Consider the following 14,747-nt stretch of genomic DNA (forward strand, 5'->3'; position numbering starts at 1 on the left):
CCCAACTTTTTTCAAATCAAATAAGCAAAAACATCAATAAAGGCTCCCATTACGGAAAATCCGTAACGACATGTATGTATTTCATCGAAAAGCAGGAATTATACGTAGTGTTACGTACATGATATTTGAAATTTAACACATAGATTTATGGAATATTAAATTAAACCTACTTATAATGAACAAAATTCCAAATTCCAAATTCCAAATTCCAAAAACGTAAAACTAAGGCGTTTTTTATCTAACATTTCAATCTTAGTTTTATTGCTCAGTATATTTAGTTGTCAGAAAGAAGACGATGTACAAACAGAGACTTATAACAAAGATATAAGCATCAAAGAATATACATTTGAAGAAATAAATAGTAATAAAAAGTTTAACACATCTTTTAGTAAAGTAATAAATGGAATAAAAAAGAATGGATTTTCACAAGAAAGTAGAGGTGAGAATAATGACTTTGAAATTGATTCTGCCATTATTAAAGAAATATCAATAGGTAGTATAACCTCATATACTTTTGTTGCTATATTAGACAACCCAGAGCCTAATAGTTTTAGCAATATAGTTATTCAGATAGATAGTTTAGAAAATGAGCGCGCTTTATTAATAACCTATTTTCCAGAGTCTCCAATGGAATATATAGAAGACCATAACTCTTATACTTTTAATGGTACAAGTATAGCAGAAGAAATTGATATAGATTCATCCTTTATTGGAAATAGAGATATGGATATGGGCTGTTACGTAACTTGGTATTGTAATTGGGGTGGAGCAGTACATCCAGCTGGACAAAATTGTACTATAGGATTTATGTTCCCAGCTCGAACATGTAGTGGAGGTGGAGGCTCTACTAATAATGGTGGTGGAAATCCTGATAGCGGTAATCATAATAATCCAGATCCAATAAACACAGCACCAGTTAACATTCCATACACACAAAATTTAATACAGTGTTTGCAACTTGATCAAGTAGAAAATGCTAATTTTATACTGAGCAATTGGATATATGACCCAGATAATTTCTTACAAGTAAGAAGCATGAGTGCGTTTTTAAATAATAAAAACTGTAGCGACAAAGCTCAAGAATATGTAATAGCCTCTATAGAAGCTATAATAAATGGTGATATAGAAGAATTTGATGAAGATTTTTATACTTGGGGAGTAACAAAAGATGATACTTTTGTTGATACAGACTTAGATTGTATTTATGAAAAAATGATGGAAGGAAATAATTTTTTTAAAGATATGATCTTTGAATTCGACCAATTAACACCTTTAAAATTTTCAATTGGTCCAACGCCTGACCCTAATGCGACAGCTTTTACTAAAGGAGAAACAACTACTGTTTTTGGACAAACGCATGCAACTTACGAGATTATTTCGTCAGAAGATGCTGAATCAGCATCCAATCTAGATAAAATGGTTACCTTATCTCATGAGTTAATGCATGCTTTTATGTTTAAGTCTTTAGAAGATTGGGAAATTATTTCTTTTAACAATGATGGAAAACCATATCTTATTGAAACTTATGATGATATGTGCCAAGACGATAATCTGGATGAAGAAATAAATATTAATTTCTTAACCATGAAAGAAAGATGGGTGTTTTTAATTTGTGAAGTTTTGGAAAATAGTGATGACCCTAATAATAACCAACAATGGACACATTCATTATTTAATTCTCCAGTATTTTTTCTTGAAACATACCGAGAAAAACTGGAACAAGAACTTTTTAACAATCATGATTGGAATAGTGAGCCAACAGACATAAAAAATTTAATGATTCAACATTTTGGTGAATTTAATTGGAAACAAAAAGTTGCAGAATATATGAGTTGGTCTGGGTTGGAAGGAACTCCAGAATTTACTAATTGGTTATCTACACAATCAGAATATACAAGTACATTGTATCCAAATCCTTTAGACTTATGGAAAGAAGGCGTAACTGAATGGTGGACTAAATCTGCAAACATTGATTATGTAACAAATAATTGTAATTAAAATGAAATATTATTTAACATTATCTTTTACATTATTAATGTCAATAGTTTATTCTCAACAGTCAATTTTTTTAAAAGAAAAAGATACGCTTTATATAATATTTGATAATCCAGAATCAAATAAAAATATAGTTAAGCATTATAAAAATACACCAAAGAAAACGGGTGTAAATACAATCTTTTTCTTGATGGATAGTATTCTGGCTGAAAAAAGAAATAAATATTACAAAATTCGCAAAGAGCGTTCAGAACAAGGTGGAGGCACGATTGGTGCTTCATCAACATGTGATTGGTGTTTTGGTTTATATTTTGTTCATAATTCAATTAGCACAAGTGAAATTAATCAATCACCAAAATTAGATCCAATTTACATAAATTTTAAAAAAAGTCATTTGGAAAAAGAAAATGTATCTTTAAAGGACTCAATGGAATTTGATAAACTTGTTTATAAAATGATTTACTATCGTTATTATCCTCCAGTTTCAAGTTCTCAAATAGCAAAAGAGGAGTTAAATGAAAGGCAAGTGTTCTATTTCGATGGTTCTACAAAAAAATATAATGAGTTAAAAGAGTTACTCAAAGAGCCACATCATTTATTTATGTTAGATAAAACTTGGTACAATCCAGGATTCAATAACTTACCCAAAGGAAAGTATTACATTTTTAATGAGGTAAGATATCGGAACTCATATAAACTTGTTCCAGATTAAAACAATGTGATTTCAATAATTTGGTTGATTAATACTAACAAAAAGTAGCAGAATATATGAGTTGGTCTGGATTAGAAAAAACACCAGAGTTTAACACTTTTGCCTTAACGCAAACCTCAATAGTACCTTCTGGATTATATAGCCCACCTCATATTGAAAAACAATTTGTGACAGATGTTATAAAATGGTGGACTAACAATAATAATGTTACAGATGGATTAACCTTAGGAAATTGTAATTAAATATGAGAATGAGTAATATAGTACATATAATTTTTTTTACTCTAGTAATAATATACTCAGGTAATGCACAAAATGAAGAGATGCTCTATAGCAATAAAAAAGACACCCTATTCATTTCGTATCCAAAACAATTAAAGGATAGTTTAGTTAAGATCACTTATGATAGTGTAAAAATAAAAAATAATCTAAATACCATAGAAAAAACAGTTGGTTTGAAAACTACATATAACCTATTAGATAGCGCAAATCTAAAATTGAGAAAAGAATATTTGTTGAGAAAAGAATATAACAGAATAAATGGTATTTTATCAAGTAATTCTATGGGTAAAATAGTTGGATTATATTTTGTGCATACACAAAGAGTAGACACTTCTTATTTAAGAGATCAGAATAGCAGGCTAATTTATTATAAAAATATTTTCTTAAAGCATTTAAAATCTGATGTTAGTTTTGATATTGACAAGAAATTATATTACATATACAGAACAAATGAAAGTGCAACAAGAAATTATATTATATCTTTTAATGAGCTACAAAATAAAAAGAGATTCTATTTTGATGGAACAGAAAATAAGTATAAAGAATTACAAGAAATAATTAAAACCCCTATGTATATTTATATTTATGATAAAAGTGTAATTAATAGCGAAAATGAAGAAGTACTTCTCTTTAAAGAGGTGATATGGAAACATATTCAGGGTACGTTATAAGTCTGTTTTGAAAGCGAAACATGTTCATTGGAAACAAAAAGTAGCAGAATATATGAGTTGGTCTGGATTAGAAGACACACCAGAATTTGATACTTGGATAGAAACCCAAGGGTCTTTTATTCCTGTAGGTTCGACATATACAAGTAATCGTGATTTTTTTGATAATGGAGTTATTGGTTATTGGATTCAAAATTATAATGTTCAAGTTAACTCCAATTAATATGAAAAATTTATTAATATTGTTTTTGACCCTTTATGCTTCAAGCATATTTTCACAAAACAATTTATACCTAAAAGAGAAGGACACTATTTTTATTGTTTTTGATACAACTTGCTCAAGAAAGCATGTAGTTAAGGAATATTCTAATATCAATTTAGATGAAAAGAGAAGTCCTAACGGTTTAAATACTATTTATTTTTTATTAGATAGCACACATATTGTTAAAAGAAATAAATACTATAAAAAGCAGGAAGAACATTCTAAGAGTAATTTTGGTTCTATTGGTGCAAGTTCTACTTGTGATTGGTGTTATGGTTTATACTTTGTACATAAATCTAATGTAAATTATAATCGATCAATTAATGATATCGAAAATGATATTCAATTAAAATCGTTCAAAAAACAGTTTCTAGAAAAAGAATATGTTACTTTAAAGGATTCTTTAGAGTTTGACAGAGGTGTGTATTTATTAGTTAATTACAGATATAATCCTCCAATATCTAATTTATTGCTTTCTAAAGAAACTCTAAAGAATAAAAACGTATTTTATTTTGATGGTTCAACAAAAAAATATAATGAGTTAAAAGAGCTACTCAAAGAACCTCATTATTTATTTATGTTAGATAAAACATGGGTAAAACAAGAATTAGATTCAAAATTTTCTAAAACGGAATATTTTATATTTAACGAAGTTTTGTATAGGGCTAAAACTAGGTCTCCTTATCCAGAATTGAGAAATTAAAATTAAGTCTAAACAATTAAAAACCAAAAAAGCATCTCAATTGAGATGCTTTTTAAAATAATATAATAAGTAAAATTACGCTTTACCTTTATCTGCACAACAAGCCATTTTGCAATCTGCTTTACATGCCATTTTCTTGTCAGTTGAAGCTTCAGACTTTTCTGCTTTGTCTGCACAACATGCTTTTTTGCAATCTTTATCGCAAGCTTTTTTCTCAGCATCAGCTTTGTCTGTACAACAAGCCATTTCGCAATTTGCTTTTTCTTCATCTGTTTTTCCTTCACAACAAGCCATTTTACATAATTTGTCTTGATTAGAAGAACCAACAGTATGCATGTCTGTTACAGAATACATGTCTCCAGCTTTTTTAACCACCTCTTCTAAAGAGGTTGGAGTTACTTTAGCTTCGTCGTATTCAACCATAGCTAACTTTTTGTCAAAATCTACAGTTACAGATTTTACACCTTCCATTTTAGCCATTTTCTTTTCAATGGTTTTTGCACAACCCATAGCACAAGTCATTCCTTCAATAGTAAACTCTGCTTTTGCATAAGTTACGTTAGGGTCTAAAGTTACTTCTTCAGAAGCAGTTTCAACTTCAACTGTCACAACTTCTGGAGTTGTTTCATTTTTACAAGCTGTTATAAAAACAGTTAACAGCAATAAACCGATAATATTTTTTAATGATTTCATTTGTTTTAAATATTAATTTAGTTACAAAACTACTAATTATTACGCTTTATTGTATCAAAAAATAGCAACTTTGTGAATTGAAGTAAGTGTATGAAAAATATTCAGGTTAAATGGTTGTATTTATTTGTCTTGTCCTTAATATGGGGAAGCTCTTTTATACTAATAAAAAAATCACTTCTTGGGTTAAACCCTTATCAATTAGGTGCATTAAGAACTATAATTACTGCTGTATTTTTATTGATTGCTGGATTTAAAAGTGTCAAGCTTATAGAAATAAAACAATGGAAATGGATTGCACTTACTGGAATGTTAGGCTCTTTTATTCCTGCCTTTTTATTTGCCATAGCCGAAACAGAAATAGATAGTGCTGTTGCATCCATACTAAATTCATTAGTGCCATTAAATACCATTTTATTAGGCTTTGCTGTGTTTAAAATAGCATCAACCAAACGACAAGTTTTAGGTGTTATTATAGGTTTTATAGGAACAGCTATTCTTATTTTAAAAGGAGCCGAATTAAACCCAGAACAAAATTATTTATATGCAGGTTATGTTATTATTTCAACCATTTTGTATGCATTAAATGTAAATATAATAAAGAGTCATTTACAATTTGTAAAGCCTTTAGGGATTGCTGCTGGGAATTATGTAGTTATAGTTATTCCAGCTATTTTGGTGTTATTGTTTTCAGATTTTTTCAATGCTGAAACTTTTGAAAATCCGAATTTTAAAATGTCAATGATTTACGTTACTATTTTGTCTTTTTTTGGAACAGCTTTAGCAAAAGTTTTATTTAATAAATTAATACAAATTTCAACACCTGTATTCGCTTCGTCTGTTACCTATTTGATGCCAATTGTAGCATTGACTTGGGGTGTTTTAGATGGTGAATCTTTTACTGTTCTCCAAGGGTTTGCAACTATTATTATTCTATTAGGAGTTTATTTATCTCATAAAAGACAACAATAAAAAAGCCCGAAAGAAGAAATCTTTCGAGCTTTTTTGACATTTTATTTTTTATTAATTAAAATCTTCTTCAGTAACATTTTCATTTATAATCACATCTGTGTAATTCATGGTAATAATTTGCATACCAGCTGTAATTTTTTGTTTGTGTGGAAATAAAATACCATTCACTTCTTTATAATCTGAAATTTCCATAGAAGATTTTCCTTGTGATTTTGACTCCATTTCTGCACGAACAAGTAAGTGATTTTCAGTATCGTAAAATTTATACGAAATGTTATCGCCTTTTACTATTTTAATCTTATATGTGTCTCTACCATTTAAAAAGGTAGTTTCTTCTAGAGTGCTTTCTATGTCACCTGGATATAATTCAGGAAAAATAGAATGTTTTCCTTTTTTAGATTTAATTTGCTCTTCGGTAAGATCAGTTTTCACACCTTGTTGTTCAACATAACCATCTTCTCCATTAAATTTTTGTTTAGAAATAATTCCCATTCCTTCATCAGACATTTCTACTGATTCTTTGTTAGGACTCTTTAATTTAATTTCAGCAGTTAACGACATTGGAAGGCCTTCAACTGTAACATTAGCCTTAAAGTTAATGGTTTTTACTTCTTTAAGAGTTTCTTTTTTACCAATGGCATTTAAATAGTTTTCATAAACTTTTTCAACAGTAATTGAATTAGTTGCTTGTTTATGCTCGGCAGTATCTTGAGCTTTGGCACTTATATTAAAGAGTAAAACGACAAGAAATGCTAATTTAATTTTCATGAGATAATGTTTTAAGTGAGATAATGTTTAAAGTTTAAAGTATATGTCTACAAGATAGTATTAATGTTACAGAAAAAAATAAATGACTGAAGCGTTATTTTATGTTTCAATAGAAGATATTTTTGTTAAAATTCAATTAAAAACTGTGTTCAAAATAAAGTTATAGAGTAGAGGTTCTAACTTTAAGCAACTTATTATTCTTGACCTAACTTTTAAATTAAATATTTAAAAACAGCAAAAATTTCACTCAAAACAAATAAAACGTTTGTAGTTTAATTAATTAGCAGTATATTTGCACTCATTTTTTGAACAAATTAATAATAAAAAGTTACGCTATGTACGCAATTGTAGAGATAGCAGGGCATCAATTTAAAGTTGAAAAAGACCAAAAAGTCTTTGTCAACCGTTTAGCAACAGAAGAAGGTAAGACAGTGTCTTTTGACAATGTACTTCTTTTAGCTGATGGAGACAAAGTTACTGTAGGCGCCCCAGCTATAACTGGAGCTCAAGTAGGAGCAAAAGTTTTAAAGCACCTTAAAGGTGATAAAGTAATCGTTTTCAAAAAGAAAAGACGTAAAGGTTACCGTGTAAAAAACGGACACAGACAATCTTTAACAGAAATCTTAATTGAAAACATAGTAGCTTCAGGAGCTAAGCCAGCAGCAAAAGCTGAAAAGGCAACTCCAGTAAAAGAAGTGAAAAAAGCAGAACCAAAAAAAGCTGATGCTCCAAAGGCAGAAGCAAAACCAGCTGCTAAAAAGGAAAAAGCATCTCAAGATTTAAGCAGTTTGACTGTTGCAGAATTAAGAGAAATGGCAAAAGCAAAAGAAATAACAGGATATTCTTCAATGAAGAAAGCCGAATTAATTGCTGCTTTAAGTTAATTTTAATAAACTAAAATCGAAATAAAATGGCACATAAAAAAGGAGTCGGAAGTTCGAAAAACGGTAGAGAATCAGAATCGAAACGCTTAGGTGTAAAGATTTTTGGTGGTCAAGCTGCAATTGCAGGAAACATTATCGTTAGACAAAGAGGAAATACACATCATCCAGGTGAGAATGTATATTCTTCAAAAGATCATACATTACACGCTAGAGTAGATGGGCTTGTAAAATTTACAAAGAAAAAAGACAATAAGTCTTATGTTTCAATTGAGCCTTTCGAAGCTTAAGAAACAATTTCAATCTATATTAAAACCCTTTCAGGAAACTGAAAGGGTTTTTTATTACAACATATCTTTAATAATTTTTAGATGATGATTGGTGTGTAATTTCAAAAATTGAATGGTTTTATCTCTATTAAGTTGTCCAAACACGAAATGTGTGAAACTCGCATTTTTGTTTAAAGGCTTTAAACGTTCTACATTATTGTATGCTAACTGGACTTGTGCTTTTAAATCGTCTAAAGTAATGACTTCAGGTGGTTTTACAATTTTGGGTGCCTTTGCCTTTCCTCTTGGTATATACCCTAAAGTAAATAATAACAATCGCCATTTGTTAAAGCGCCATTTGTAGTCTTCGGGATTAGAATGGATAATACTATTGGTAACTAGGTTTAAGACTTTTAAAGAGTGGTCTATTTGCCAAGCTACATCAGATTTTGAAACAGCATCGTTTCTTTTATCTTTTAAAGCAATATAGCGTTCTAATTCTTTAACTAGAGGAATAAGATTTTCTGGGTTTTGTTTTTGCATTCTTTAAACTAATAAAAAAACCTCACATTACTGTAAGGGTTTTTAAATTATTATTGATTATAAGATTCCTGTCTTCCCAGGAATTTATTAATATCTATAATATTCAGGTTTAAAAGGGCCTTCTACTTCTACACCAATATATTTAGCTTGGTCGTCACGAAGTTCTGTTAGTTCTACCCCAATTTTTGCCAAGTGAAGTTTTGCTACTTTCTCATCTAGGTGTTTAGGTAACATGTATACTTCATTTTTGTAAGCGTCTTTGTTTGTCCAAAGTTCTATTTGGGCTAAGGTTTGGTTTGTAAAAGAGTTACTCATTACAAAACTAGGATGTCCAGTTGCGCAACCTAAATTAACCAAACGACCTTGAGCTAAGATAATAACATCTTTTCCATCAACAGTATACTTGTCAACTTGAGGCTTTATAGTGTTTTTTGTATGACCATGATTTTTGTTTAACCAAGCCATGTCAATTTCGTTATCGAAATGTCCAATGTTACAAACAATGGTTTTGTCTTTCATAGCTTCAAAATGACGCCCTTGAACAATATCTTTATTTCCTGTAGTAGTAATAACAATATCAGCATTACCAACAACAGTTTCTAATTTTTTCACTTCAAAACCATCCATAGCAGCTTGTAGTGCACAAATTGGGTCAATTTCAGTAACGGTTACAATACTTCCAGCTCCTTTAAAAGAAGCAGCAGTACCTTTTCCAACATCACCATAACCACAAACAACCACACGTTTACCAGCCATCATAATATCTGTTGCACGACGTACAGCGTCTACAGCACTTTCTCTACAACCATATTTATTATCGAATTTAGATTTTGTAACCGAATCGTTCACGTTAATTGCTGGCATAGGTAAAGTTCCAGCCTTCATTCTTTCATATAATCTGTGAACACCAGTTGTGGTTTCTTCAGAAAGACCATTAATTCCAGCAGCAAGTTCTGGGTATTTGTCTAAAACCATATTAGTTAAATCACCTCCATCATCAAGAATCATATTTAAAGGTTTTCTGTCTTCACCAAAAAATAATGTTTGCTCAATACACCAATCAAACTCTTCTTCTGTCATGTCTTTCCATGCATAAACTGCAGTTCCAGCAGCAGCAATTGCAGCAGCAGCTTGATCTTGGGTTGAGAAAATATTACAAGAACTCCAAGTAACTTCGGCACCTAAAGCTTGTAAGGTTTCTATTAAAACAGCAGTTTGTATGGTCATGTGTAAACAACCTGCAATTCTAGCTCCTTTAAGAGGTTGTGAATTTTTGTATTCTTCACGAAGACTCATTAAACCTGGCATTTCTGCTTCAGCTAATTCAATTTCTTTTCTTCCCCAATCTGCTAGTGAGATATCTTTTACCTTGTTAGGTACGTAAGCAACAGTTTTTGTATTCATTCTTTCTAAATTTCTTTTGTTTTATTAAAGTCAACATCTTTGGTTTAGCACTTAAAATAACTAAATTCGCTATATTAAAAATGTTGAATTCGCCTTAGGCGATGCAAAGATAACCAATAACTTTTAAAAAATTAAATGCCTCTTTATAAATCCTTTAGTCCAAACCCACAAACTATTGTTAAAATCTGGCAGATTACAGAATCATATAGTAATTTATTTCAGGCAGTTACACTAAAACCAGAAAACATGGAACGTGTTTTAAGGATGAAAAGCGAATTGCACCAAAGAGGATTTTTAAGTGTTAGACATTTATTGGCAGAGTTTGGTTATACTGATGCCGATTTATTTTACGATGAAAATGGTAAACCACATTTAAAAGACGGAAAACACATTTCCATTACACATTCATTTACATTTTCTGGTGTAATAGTTAGCGATTTTGAAGTAGGCATCGATATTGAAAAGCAACGAGATAAGATTGGCATTATTGCTCATAAGTTTATGGAATATGAATTTCAGTATCTTAAAAAAGATGCGCCAGATTATATTAATAAATTAACAGTTATTTGGTGTGTAAAAGAATCGCTTTACAAATTGTTTGCAACTCCAGGATTGAGTTTTTTACAGCATACTTTAGTTATTCCGTTCACTATTGAAGAGGCTTCAACAGTTGCTTGGATAGATTATGAAGATAAAAAACACAGATTTAACACATCTTTTTTTGAATTTGAAGGCTTTACTTGTGCTTATGCTTTACCATCTTAATTATTCAGACTAAAGAAGTAGAAAAGAGAAAACAGACAAAAAGATATTCGTGCATTTGTGGCAAAAAAAGAAAAAATATATCAAAGTATCAATAACTCCATTTTAAAAGGAGAAAAACTTTTGGCTGTCTTAATAGATCCTGATAAAATGTCCATTGAAATGGCATCAAATTTTATTAGTAAGGTTAATAATTCAAAGGCTACACATATTTTTGTTGGAGGAAGTACAGTTGAAGATTCTGCTACAGAAAAATTGGTTTCAGAGATAAAAAAACAAACTAGAATACCAATCGTATTATTTCCTGGCGATGTTTCTCAGATAACAAATCAAGCAGATGCATTGTTATTTTTATCTTTAATTTCTGGAAGAAATCCAGAATACTTAATAGAGAAACATATTGCTTCTGTTTCAAAATTACGCAAAATGCACCTTGAGGTTATTCCAACAGGCTATATTCTTATAGAAAGCGGCCATAAAACAGCTGTTCAAAGAGTAACCAAAACAGAGCCATTGTCTAGAAATAATATCCAACAGATTGTCGACACAGCCAAGGCTGGCGAATTATTAGGAATGAAATTAATTTACCTTGAAGCTGGTAGTGGTGCTTTTTATCCAATTTCTTCGGAAATTATAAAAAGTGTAAAAAAAGAAATATCAATTCCCTTAATTGTTGGAGGAGGAATTAGAACAAAAGAGCAATTGCTTTTAGCTTATAATTCTGGAGCAGATTTAGTGGTTATTGGAACTGCGTTTGAAGATGATGAATCGTTTTTTGAAGAATTGAAAAACTAAGACTAATGTGGCCTTGAGCATAGTCGAGAGGTCTTTTATATAATATAACTTTTAATTAAATAGATTCCTGCCTTCGCAGGAAATAACATGAAAATATCGGTAGATTTAACATTATCGCCATTACAGGACGATTACGAAATACATGTAATTAATTTTATAAAATCTCTAAGAGATTCAAAATTTACAGTTTTAGAAAACCCATTAAGTACCCAGATTTTTGGTGAGTATGATGAGCTGATGCCTTATTTAAATTCTCAAATAAAAACAGCCTTCGAAAAACAAAAAATATGTGTCTTAACCATGAAAGTTGTAAAAACAGATAGAAGCAATTATGAGCCAGATTTTTAATTTTTTTTTCGAACAATATGAAGGTTATCAAACCATTGATATTGTTTTAGAAATTATTGCTGTAATTTTTGGATTTCTGTCTGTCTGGTTTTCCAAACAAAATAATATTTTAGTATTTCCAACAGGAATGATAAGCACAAGTATTTTTGTTTATTTGCTTTTAAAATGGGCTCTTCTAGGAGATATGATGATAAATGGGTATTATTTTATTATGAGTATTTATGGATGGTATATTTGGACAAGAAAAGTAGATGCAACTCATTTAACTCCAATTTCTTTAACAACTAAAAAGGAAAAGAAAATAAGTGTCTGGATCTTTTTGGCAACCTTATTATTTGTCTTTATAGTTTATCAAACTTTTAATATGTGGACAGGTTGGGTGGCTTATGTAGATACCATAACAACAGCCATCTTCTTTGTTGGAATGTGGCTTATGGCCAGAAGAAAAATTGAAAACTGGATTTTTTGGATTATTGGAGATATAATTTCAATTCCACTATATTTTTATAAAGGATTTACATTTACTAGTTTGCAATATTTAGGGTTTACAGTAATTGCAATATTTGGATATTTAGCATGGAAGAAAAACTTAAACAAAAAGAGAGTAGTTGTATAAAAGTAGTTTTGTTTGGACCAGAATCTACTGGAAAAACAACACTTTCAATGAAATTAGCAAAGCATTATAAAAGCTTTTGGGTTCCAGAGTTTGCTAGAGAATATCTTCAAAAGAAATGGGATACTGAAAAAAAAATATGTCAGCCAGAAGATTTAATTCCTATTGCTATTGGACAAATGAAACTAGAAAACCAATTAGCAAAACAAGTTGATTCAGTTCTAATTTGCGATACAGATTTATTAGAAACAAAAGTTTATAGCGAAGTATATTATAATGGATTTTGCGATCCTCTACTTAACAAATATGCACTTGAAAATATATACGATTTGTATTTTTTAACTTATATTGACACACAATGGGAAGCAGACGATTTACGAGATAAACCTCATGAAAGAGAAACCATGTTCCAAGCTTTCCAGCAAGCATTACTTACTAACAAAAGACCTTATGTTTTGCTAAAAGGCAGCGAAAATGAGAGATTAGAACTCGCTATAAAACATATAGATGTATTATTAAAAAAGAATTGAATGTTTTCAGAAAAAGACATAAATCAAATAGAATTAAAGGGATTAACTTTAGAAAAGATTCAAAAGCAAATAGAATTGTTTAAAACGGGATTGCCATTTGTAAACTTGCAATCTGCAGCTACTATAGGGCAAGGAATATTAAAGCTTTCAGATGAAGAAAAAGAATCTTTTATAGAGTTATTTGATAAGAGAAGAAATAATTATTCTATAATTAAATTTGTTCCAGCTTCTGGTGCTGCAACCAGAATGTTTAAATCGTTTTTTAGCTTTATCGAAGTATATAATCCAGATCAAGAAACGGTTAATGCTTATATAAATAGAACAAAAGAATCTGCATTATCAGTATTTTTTGTAGGCTTAGAAAAACTACCATTTTACAAAATTGTATTAAGTAAAATAGAAGAAAAATATCCAGACTTCCATTCTGTTTCTACAGACAAACAAAGGTTTTTATTTGTAAAAACAATGTTAGATATAGATAAGTTAAATTACGGGTTTTTTCCAAAAGGCTTGTTACCTTTTCATAAATATAAAGAACATATTGCAACTGCCTTCGAAGAGCATTTATTTGAAGCAGCTTTATATGCTTCGAGTAATAAAAAAGCCAATTTACACTATACTATTTCAGAGAAATATAAAGATATTTTTGACGACGAGTTTAAAAAAATCCAAACCATTGTAGAACGTAAAACAAATACTCAATTTGAAATTTCTTTCTCTTACCAAAAAGACGCTTCAGATACCATTGCAGTAACTATAGAAAACAAACCTTTTAGATTAGAAGATGGAAGTTTATTGTTTAGACCATCAGGACATGGAGCTTTATTATCGAATTTAAACGATTTGAATGCAGACATCATATTTATAAAAAATATAGATAACGTTGTGGTTTTTAAATACGAAAACGAGGTAAGTGAATACAAAAAAATGTTAGCTGGAATTTTAATGGATATTCAAACTAAAGCATTTGAATATCTTGAAAAATTAGAAAATAAATTAATTTCTGAAGCTGAAATATTAGAAATTGCTATGTTTTTATCTAATAAAATGAATGTAGTTATTTCTTCGGAATTTGAAAAATATGCAACTGAATATCAAGTCGATTATTTAGTAGACAAGTTAAACAGACCTATTCGCGTTTGTGGTATGGTTAAAAATGAAGGAGAACCTGGAGGAGGCCCTTTTTGGGTAAAGGACGAAAGTGGGAAAGTATCTCTGCAAATTGTTGAATCTGCTCAAATAAATAAAAAGGATAAACATCAAAAAGAAATATTAAAAAACGCAACTCATTTTAATCCAGTAGATTTGGTTTGTGGTATCAAAGACTATAAAGGTAACAGGTTTAATTTAGAACAGTTTGTAGACCATAAAACAGCTTTCATTACCATGAAAACAAAAACCGGGAAAGATTTAAAGGCTTTAGAATTGCCAGGACTTTGGAATGGTAGTATGGCTAATTGGAATACTATTTTTGTTGAAGTCCCTTTAATTACCTTCAATCCTGTTAAAACAGTTACAGATTTATTAAAACCTACTCATCAAGTAAAATAA

The 14,747-nt window shown here is 29.9% G+C and carries 19 protein-coding genes; 15 read left to right on the forward strand and 4 right to left on the reverse strand.

Translation table 11 applies throughout. The features are described 5' to 3' along the window. The first annotated feature begins 261 nt into the window (after positions 1–261). Genes LX78_RS06890 through LX78_RS06915 form a run of 6 tightly spaced genes read left to right on the forward strand, consistent with a single transcriptional unit; the run spans position 262 to position 4,621 of the window. Positions 262–1,998, forward strand: coding sequence for a hypothetical protein (locus LX78_RS06890; RefSeq protein ID WP_109681935.1), 1,737 nt, complete (start codon positions 262–264; stop codon positions 1,996–1,998). A gap of 1 nt (position 1,999) precedes the next feature. Then, positions 2,000–2,707, forward strand: coding sequence for a hypothetical protein (locus LX78_RS06895; RefSeq protein WP_109681936.1), 708 nt, complete (start codon positions 2,000–2,002; stop codon positions 2,705–2,707). Positions 2,708–2,763: 56 nt separating this feature from the next. Then, the gene (locus LX78_RS06900; RefSeq protein ID WP_109681937.1) at positions 2,764–2,949 is read left to right on the forward strand and encodes a hypothetical protein; all 186 of its coding nucleotides are present in this window, start codon (positions 2,764–2,766) and stop codon (positions 2,947–2,949) included. A gap of 8 nt (positions 2,950–2,957) precedes the next feature. Further along, positions 2,958–3,659, forward strand: coding sequence for a hypothetical protein (locus tag LX78_RS06905; RefSeq protein WP_146192549.1), 702 nt, complete (start codon positions 2,958–2,960; stop codon positions 3,657–3,659). Positions 3,660–3,666: 7 nt separating this feature from the next. After that, positions 3,667–3,879 (forward strand): hypothetical protein, encoded by a 213-nt coding sequence (locus LX78_RS06910; RefSeq protein ID WP_109681939.1) that lies wholly within the window; start codon positions 3,667–3,669, stop codon positions 3,877–3,879. A 1-nt stretch (position 3,880) separates the two neighbouring features. Continuing rightward, complete coding sequence (locus LX78_RS06915; protein WP_146192550.1) at positions 3,881–4,621, forward strand: hypothetical protein; 741 nt, start codon at positions 3,881–3,883, stop codon at positions 4,619–4,621. A 75-nt stretch (positions 4,622–4,696) separates the two neighbouring features. On the opposite strand, the gene LX78_RS06920 is transcribed toward LX78_RS06915, so the two are convergent. Next, positions 4,697–5,314, reverse strand: a complete 618-nt coding sequence (locus LX78_RS06920) for a heavy-metal-associated domain-containing protein (protein ID WP_109681941.1) — start codon at positions 5,312–5,314, stop codon at positions 4,697–4,699. Between the two features lie 90 nt (positions 5,315–5,404). On the opposite strand from LX78_RS06920, the gene LX78_RS06925 reads away from it, so the two are divergent. Beyond that, on the forward strand, positions 5,405–6,283 hold the full coding sequence (locus LX78_RS06925) for a DMT family transporter (protein ID WP_109681942.1): 879 nt from the start codon (positions 5,405–5,407) through the stop codon (positions 6,281–6,283). A gap of 51 nt (positions 6,284–6,334) precedes the next feature. On the opposite strand, the gene LX78_RS06930 is transcribed toward LX78_RS06925, so the two are convergent. Continuing rightward, positions 6,335–7,051, reverse strand: a complete 717-nt coding sequence (locus tag LX78_RS06930) for a LolA-like protein (RefSeq protein WP_109681943.1) — start codon at positions 7,049–7,051, stop codon at positions 6,335–6,337. A gap of 335 nt (positions 7,052–7,386) precedes the next feature. Between LX78_RS06930 and rplU the strand changes: the two genes are divergently transcribed. Further along, entirely contained in the window at positions 7,387–7,935 is a 549-nt protein-coding gene (gene rplU / locus LX78_RS06935; protein WP_109681944.1) for a 50S ribosomal protein L21, read from the forward strand. Between the two features lie 26 nt (positions 7,936–7,961). Continuing rightward, on the forward strand, positions 7,962–8,222 hold the full coding sequence (gene rpmA, locus LX78_RS06940; protein WP_109681945.1) for a 50S ribosomal protein L27: 261 nt from the start codon (positions 7,962–7,964) through the stop codon (positions 8,220–8,222). Positions 8,223–8,276: 54 nt separating this feature from the next. On the opposite strand, the gene LX78_RS06945 is transcribed toward rpmA, so the two are convergent. Further along, positions 8,277–8,744: a DUF1569 domain-containing protein gene (locus LX78_RS06945; protein WP_109681946.1), complete on the reverse strand. Its 468-nt coding sequence runs from the start codon at positions 8,742–8,744 to the stop codon at positions 8,277–8,279. Between the two features lie 87 nt (positions 8,745–8,831). Beyond that, positions 8,832–10,148 (reverse strand): adenosylhomocysteinase, encoded by a 1,317-nt coding sequence (ahcY, locus tag LX78_RS06950; protein ID WP_109681947.1) that lies wholly within the window; start codon positions 10,146–10,148, stop codon positions 8,832–8,834. A gap of 135 nt (positions 10,149–10,283) precedes the next feature. On the opposite strand from ahcY, the gene LX78_RS06955 reads away from it, so the two are divergent. The 6 genes from LX78_RS06955 to LX78_RS06980 all read left to right on the forward strand — a co-directional run bounded on the left by LX78_RS06955 (position 10,284) and on the right by LX78_RS06980 (position 14,747). After that, a complete protein-coding gene (locus tag LX78_RS06955; protein WP_109681948.1) occupies positions 10,284–10,913 on the forward strand; it encodes a 4'-phosphopantetheinyl transferase family protein in 630 nt (209 codons plus the stop codon). Positions 10,914–10,970: 57 nt separating this feature from the next. Further along, positions 10,971–11,705: a phosphoglycerol geranylgeranyltransferase gene (locus tag LX78_RS06960; protein WP_109681949.1), complete on the forward strand. Its 735-nt coding sequence runs from the start codon at positions 10,971–10,973 to the stop codon at positions 11,703–11,705. 87 nt (positions 11,706–11,792) lie between these two features. Beyond that, positions 11,793–12,053: a hypothetical protein gene (locus tag LX78_RS06965; RefSeq protein WP_109681950.1), complete on the forward strand. Its 261-nt coding sequence runs from the start codon at positions 11,793–11,795 to the stop codon at positions 12,051–12,053. Beyond that, entirely contained in the window at positions 12,037–12,669 is a 633-nt protein-coding gene (gene pnuC, locus LX78_RS06970) for a nicotinamide riboside transporter PnuC (protein ID WP_109681951.1), read from the forward strand. Before LX78_RS06965 ends, pnuC begins: the two co-directional genes overlap by 17 nt. Beyond that, complete coding sequence (locus LX78_RS06975; RefSeq protein WP_109681952.1) at positions 12,630–13,196, forward strand: AAA family ATPase; 567 nt, start codon at positions 12,630–12,632, stop codon at positions 13,194–13,196. Before pnuC ends, LX78_RS06975 begins: the two co-directional genes overlap by 40 nt. Further along, a complete protein-coding gene (locus LX78_RS06980; RefSeq protein WP_109681953.1) occupies positions 13,197–14,747 on the forward strand; it encodes a DUF4301 family protein in 1,551 nt (516 codons plus the stop codon).

The sequence above is a fragment of the Xanthomarina spongicola genome (assembly GCF_003148645.1).
Classification (GTDB): Bacteria; Bacteroidota; Bacteroidia; order Flavobacteriales; family Flavobacteriaceae; genus Xanthomarina; species Xanthomarina spongicola.

Bases quoted from the DNA above. Each gene is read 5' to 3' on its own strand.
- LX78_RS06895 (WP_109681936.1), top strand. From the start codon at position 2,000: ATGAAATATTATTTAACATTATCTTTTACATTATTAATGTCAATAGTT.
- LX78_RS06900 (WP_109681937.1), top strand. From the start codon at position 2,764: ATGAGTTGGTCTGGATTAGAAAAAACACCAGAGTTTAACACTTTTGCC.
- LX78_RS06905 (WP_146192549.1), top strand. From the start codon at position 2,958: ATGAGTAATATAGTACATATAATTTTTTTTACTCTAGTAATAATATAC.
- LX78_RS06915 (WP_146192550.1), top strand. From the start codon at position 3,881: ATGAAAAATTTATTAATATTGTTTTTGACCCTTTATGCTTCAAGCATA.
- LX78_RS06920 (WP_109681941.1), bottom strand. From the start codon at position 5,314: ATGAAATCATTAAAAAATATTATCGGTTTATTGCTGTTAACTGTTTTT.
- LX78_RS06925 (WP_109681942.1), top strand. From the start codon at position 5,405: ATGAAAAATATTCAGGTTAAATGGTTGTATTTATTTGTCTTGTCCTTA.
- LX78_RS06930 (WP_109681943.1), bottom strand. From the start codon at position 7,051: ATGAAAATTAAATTAGCATTTCTTGTCGTTTTACTCTTTAATATAAGT.
- rplU (WP_109681944.1), top strand. From the start codon at position 7,387: ATGTACGCAATTGTAGAGATAGCAGGGCATCAATTTAAAGTTGAAAAA.
- rpmA (WP_109681945.1), top strand. From the start codon at position 7,962: ATGGCACATAAAAAAGGAGTCGGAAGTTCGAAAAACGGTAGAGAATCA.
- LX78_RS06945 (WP_109681946.1), bottom strand. From the start codon at position 8,744: ATGCAAAAACAAAACCCAGAAAATCTTATTCCTCTAGTTAAAGAATTA.
- ahcY (WP_109681947.1), bottom strand. From the start codon at position 10,148: ATGAATACAAAAACTGTTGCTTACGTACCTAACAAGGTAAAAGATATC.
- LX78_RS06955 (WP_109681948.1), top strand. From the start codon at position 10,284: ATGCCTCTTTATAAATCCTTTAGTCCAAACCCACAAACTATTGTTAAA.
- LX78_RS06965 (WP_109681950.1), top strand. From the start codon at position 11,793: ATGAAAATATCGGTAGATTTAACATTATCGCCATTACAGGACGATTAC.
- pnuC (WP_109681951.1), top strand. From the start codon at position 12,037: ATGAGCCAGATTTTTAATTTTTTTTTCGAACAATATGAAGGTTATCAA.
- LX78_RS06975 (WP_109681952.1), top strand. From the start codon at position 12,630: ATGGAAGAAAAACTTAAACAAAAAGAGAGTAGTTGTATAAAAGTAGTT.
- LX78_RS06980 (WP_109681953.1), top strand. From the start codon at position 13,197: ATGTTTTCAGAAAAAGACATAAATCAAATAGAATTAAAGGGATTAACT.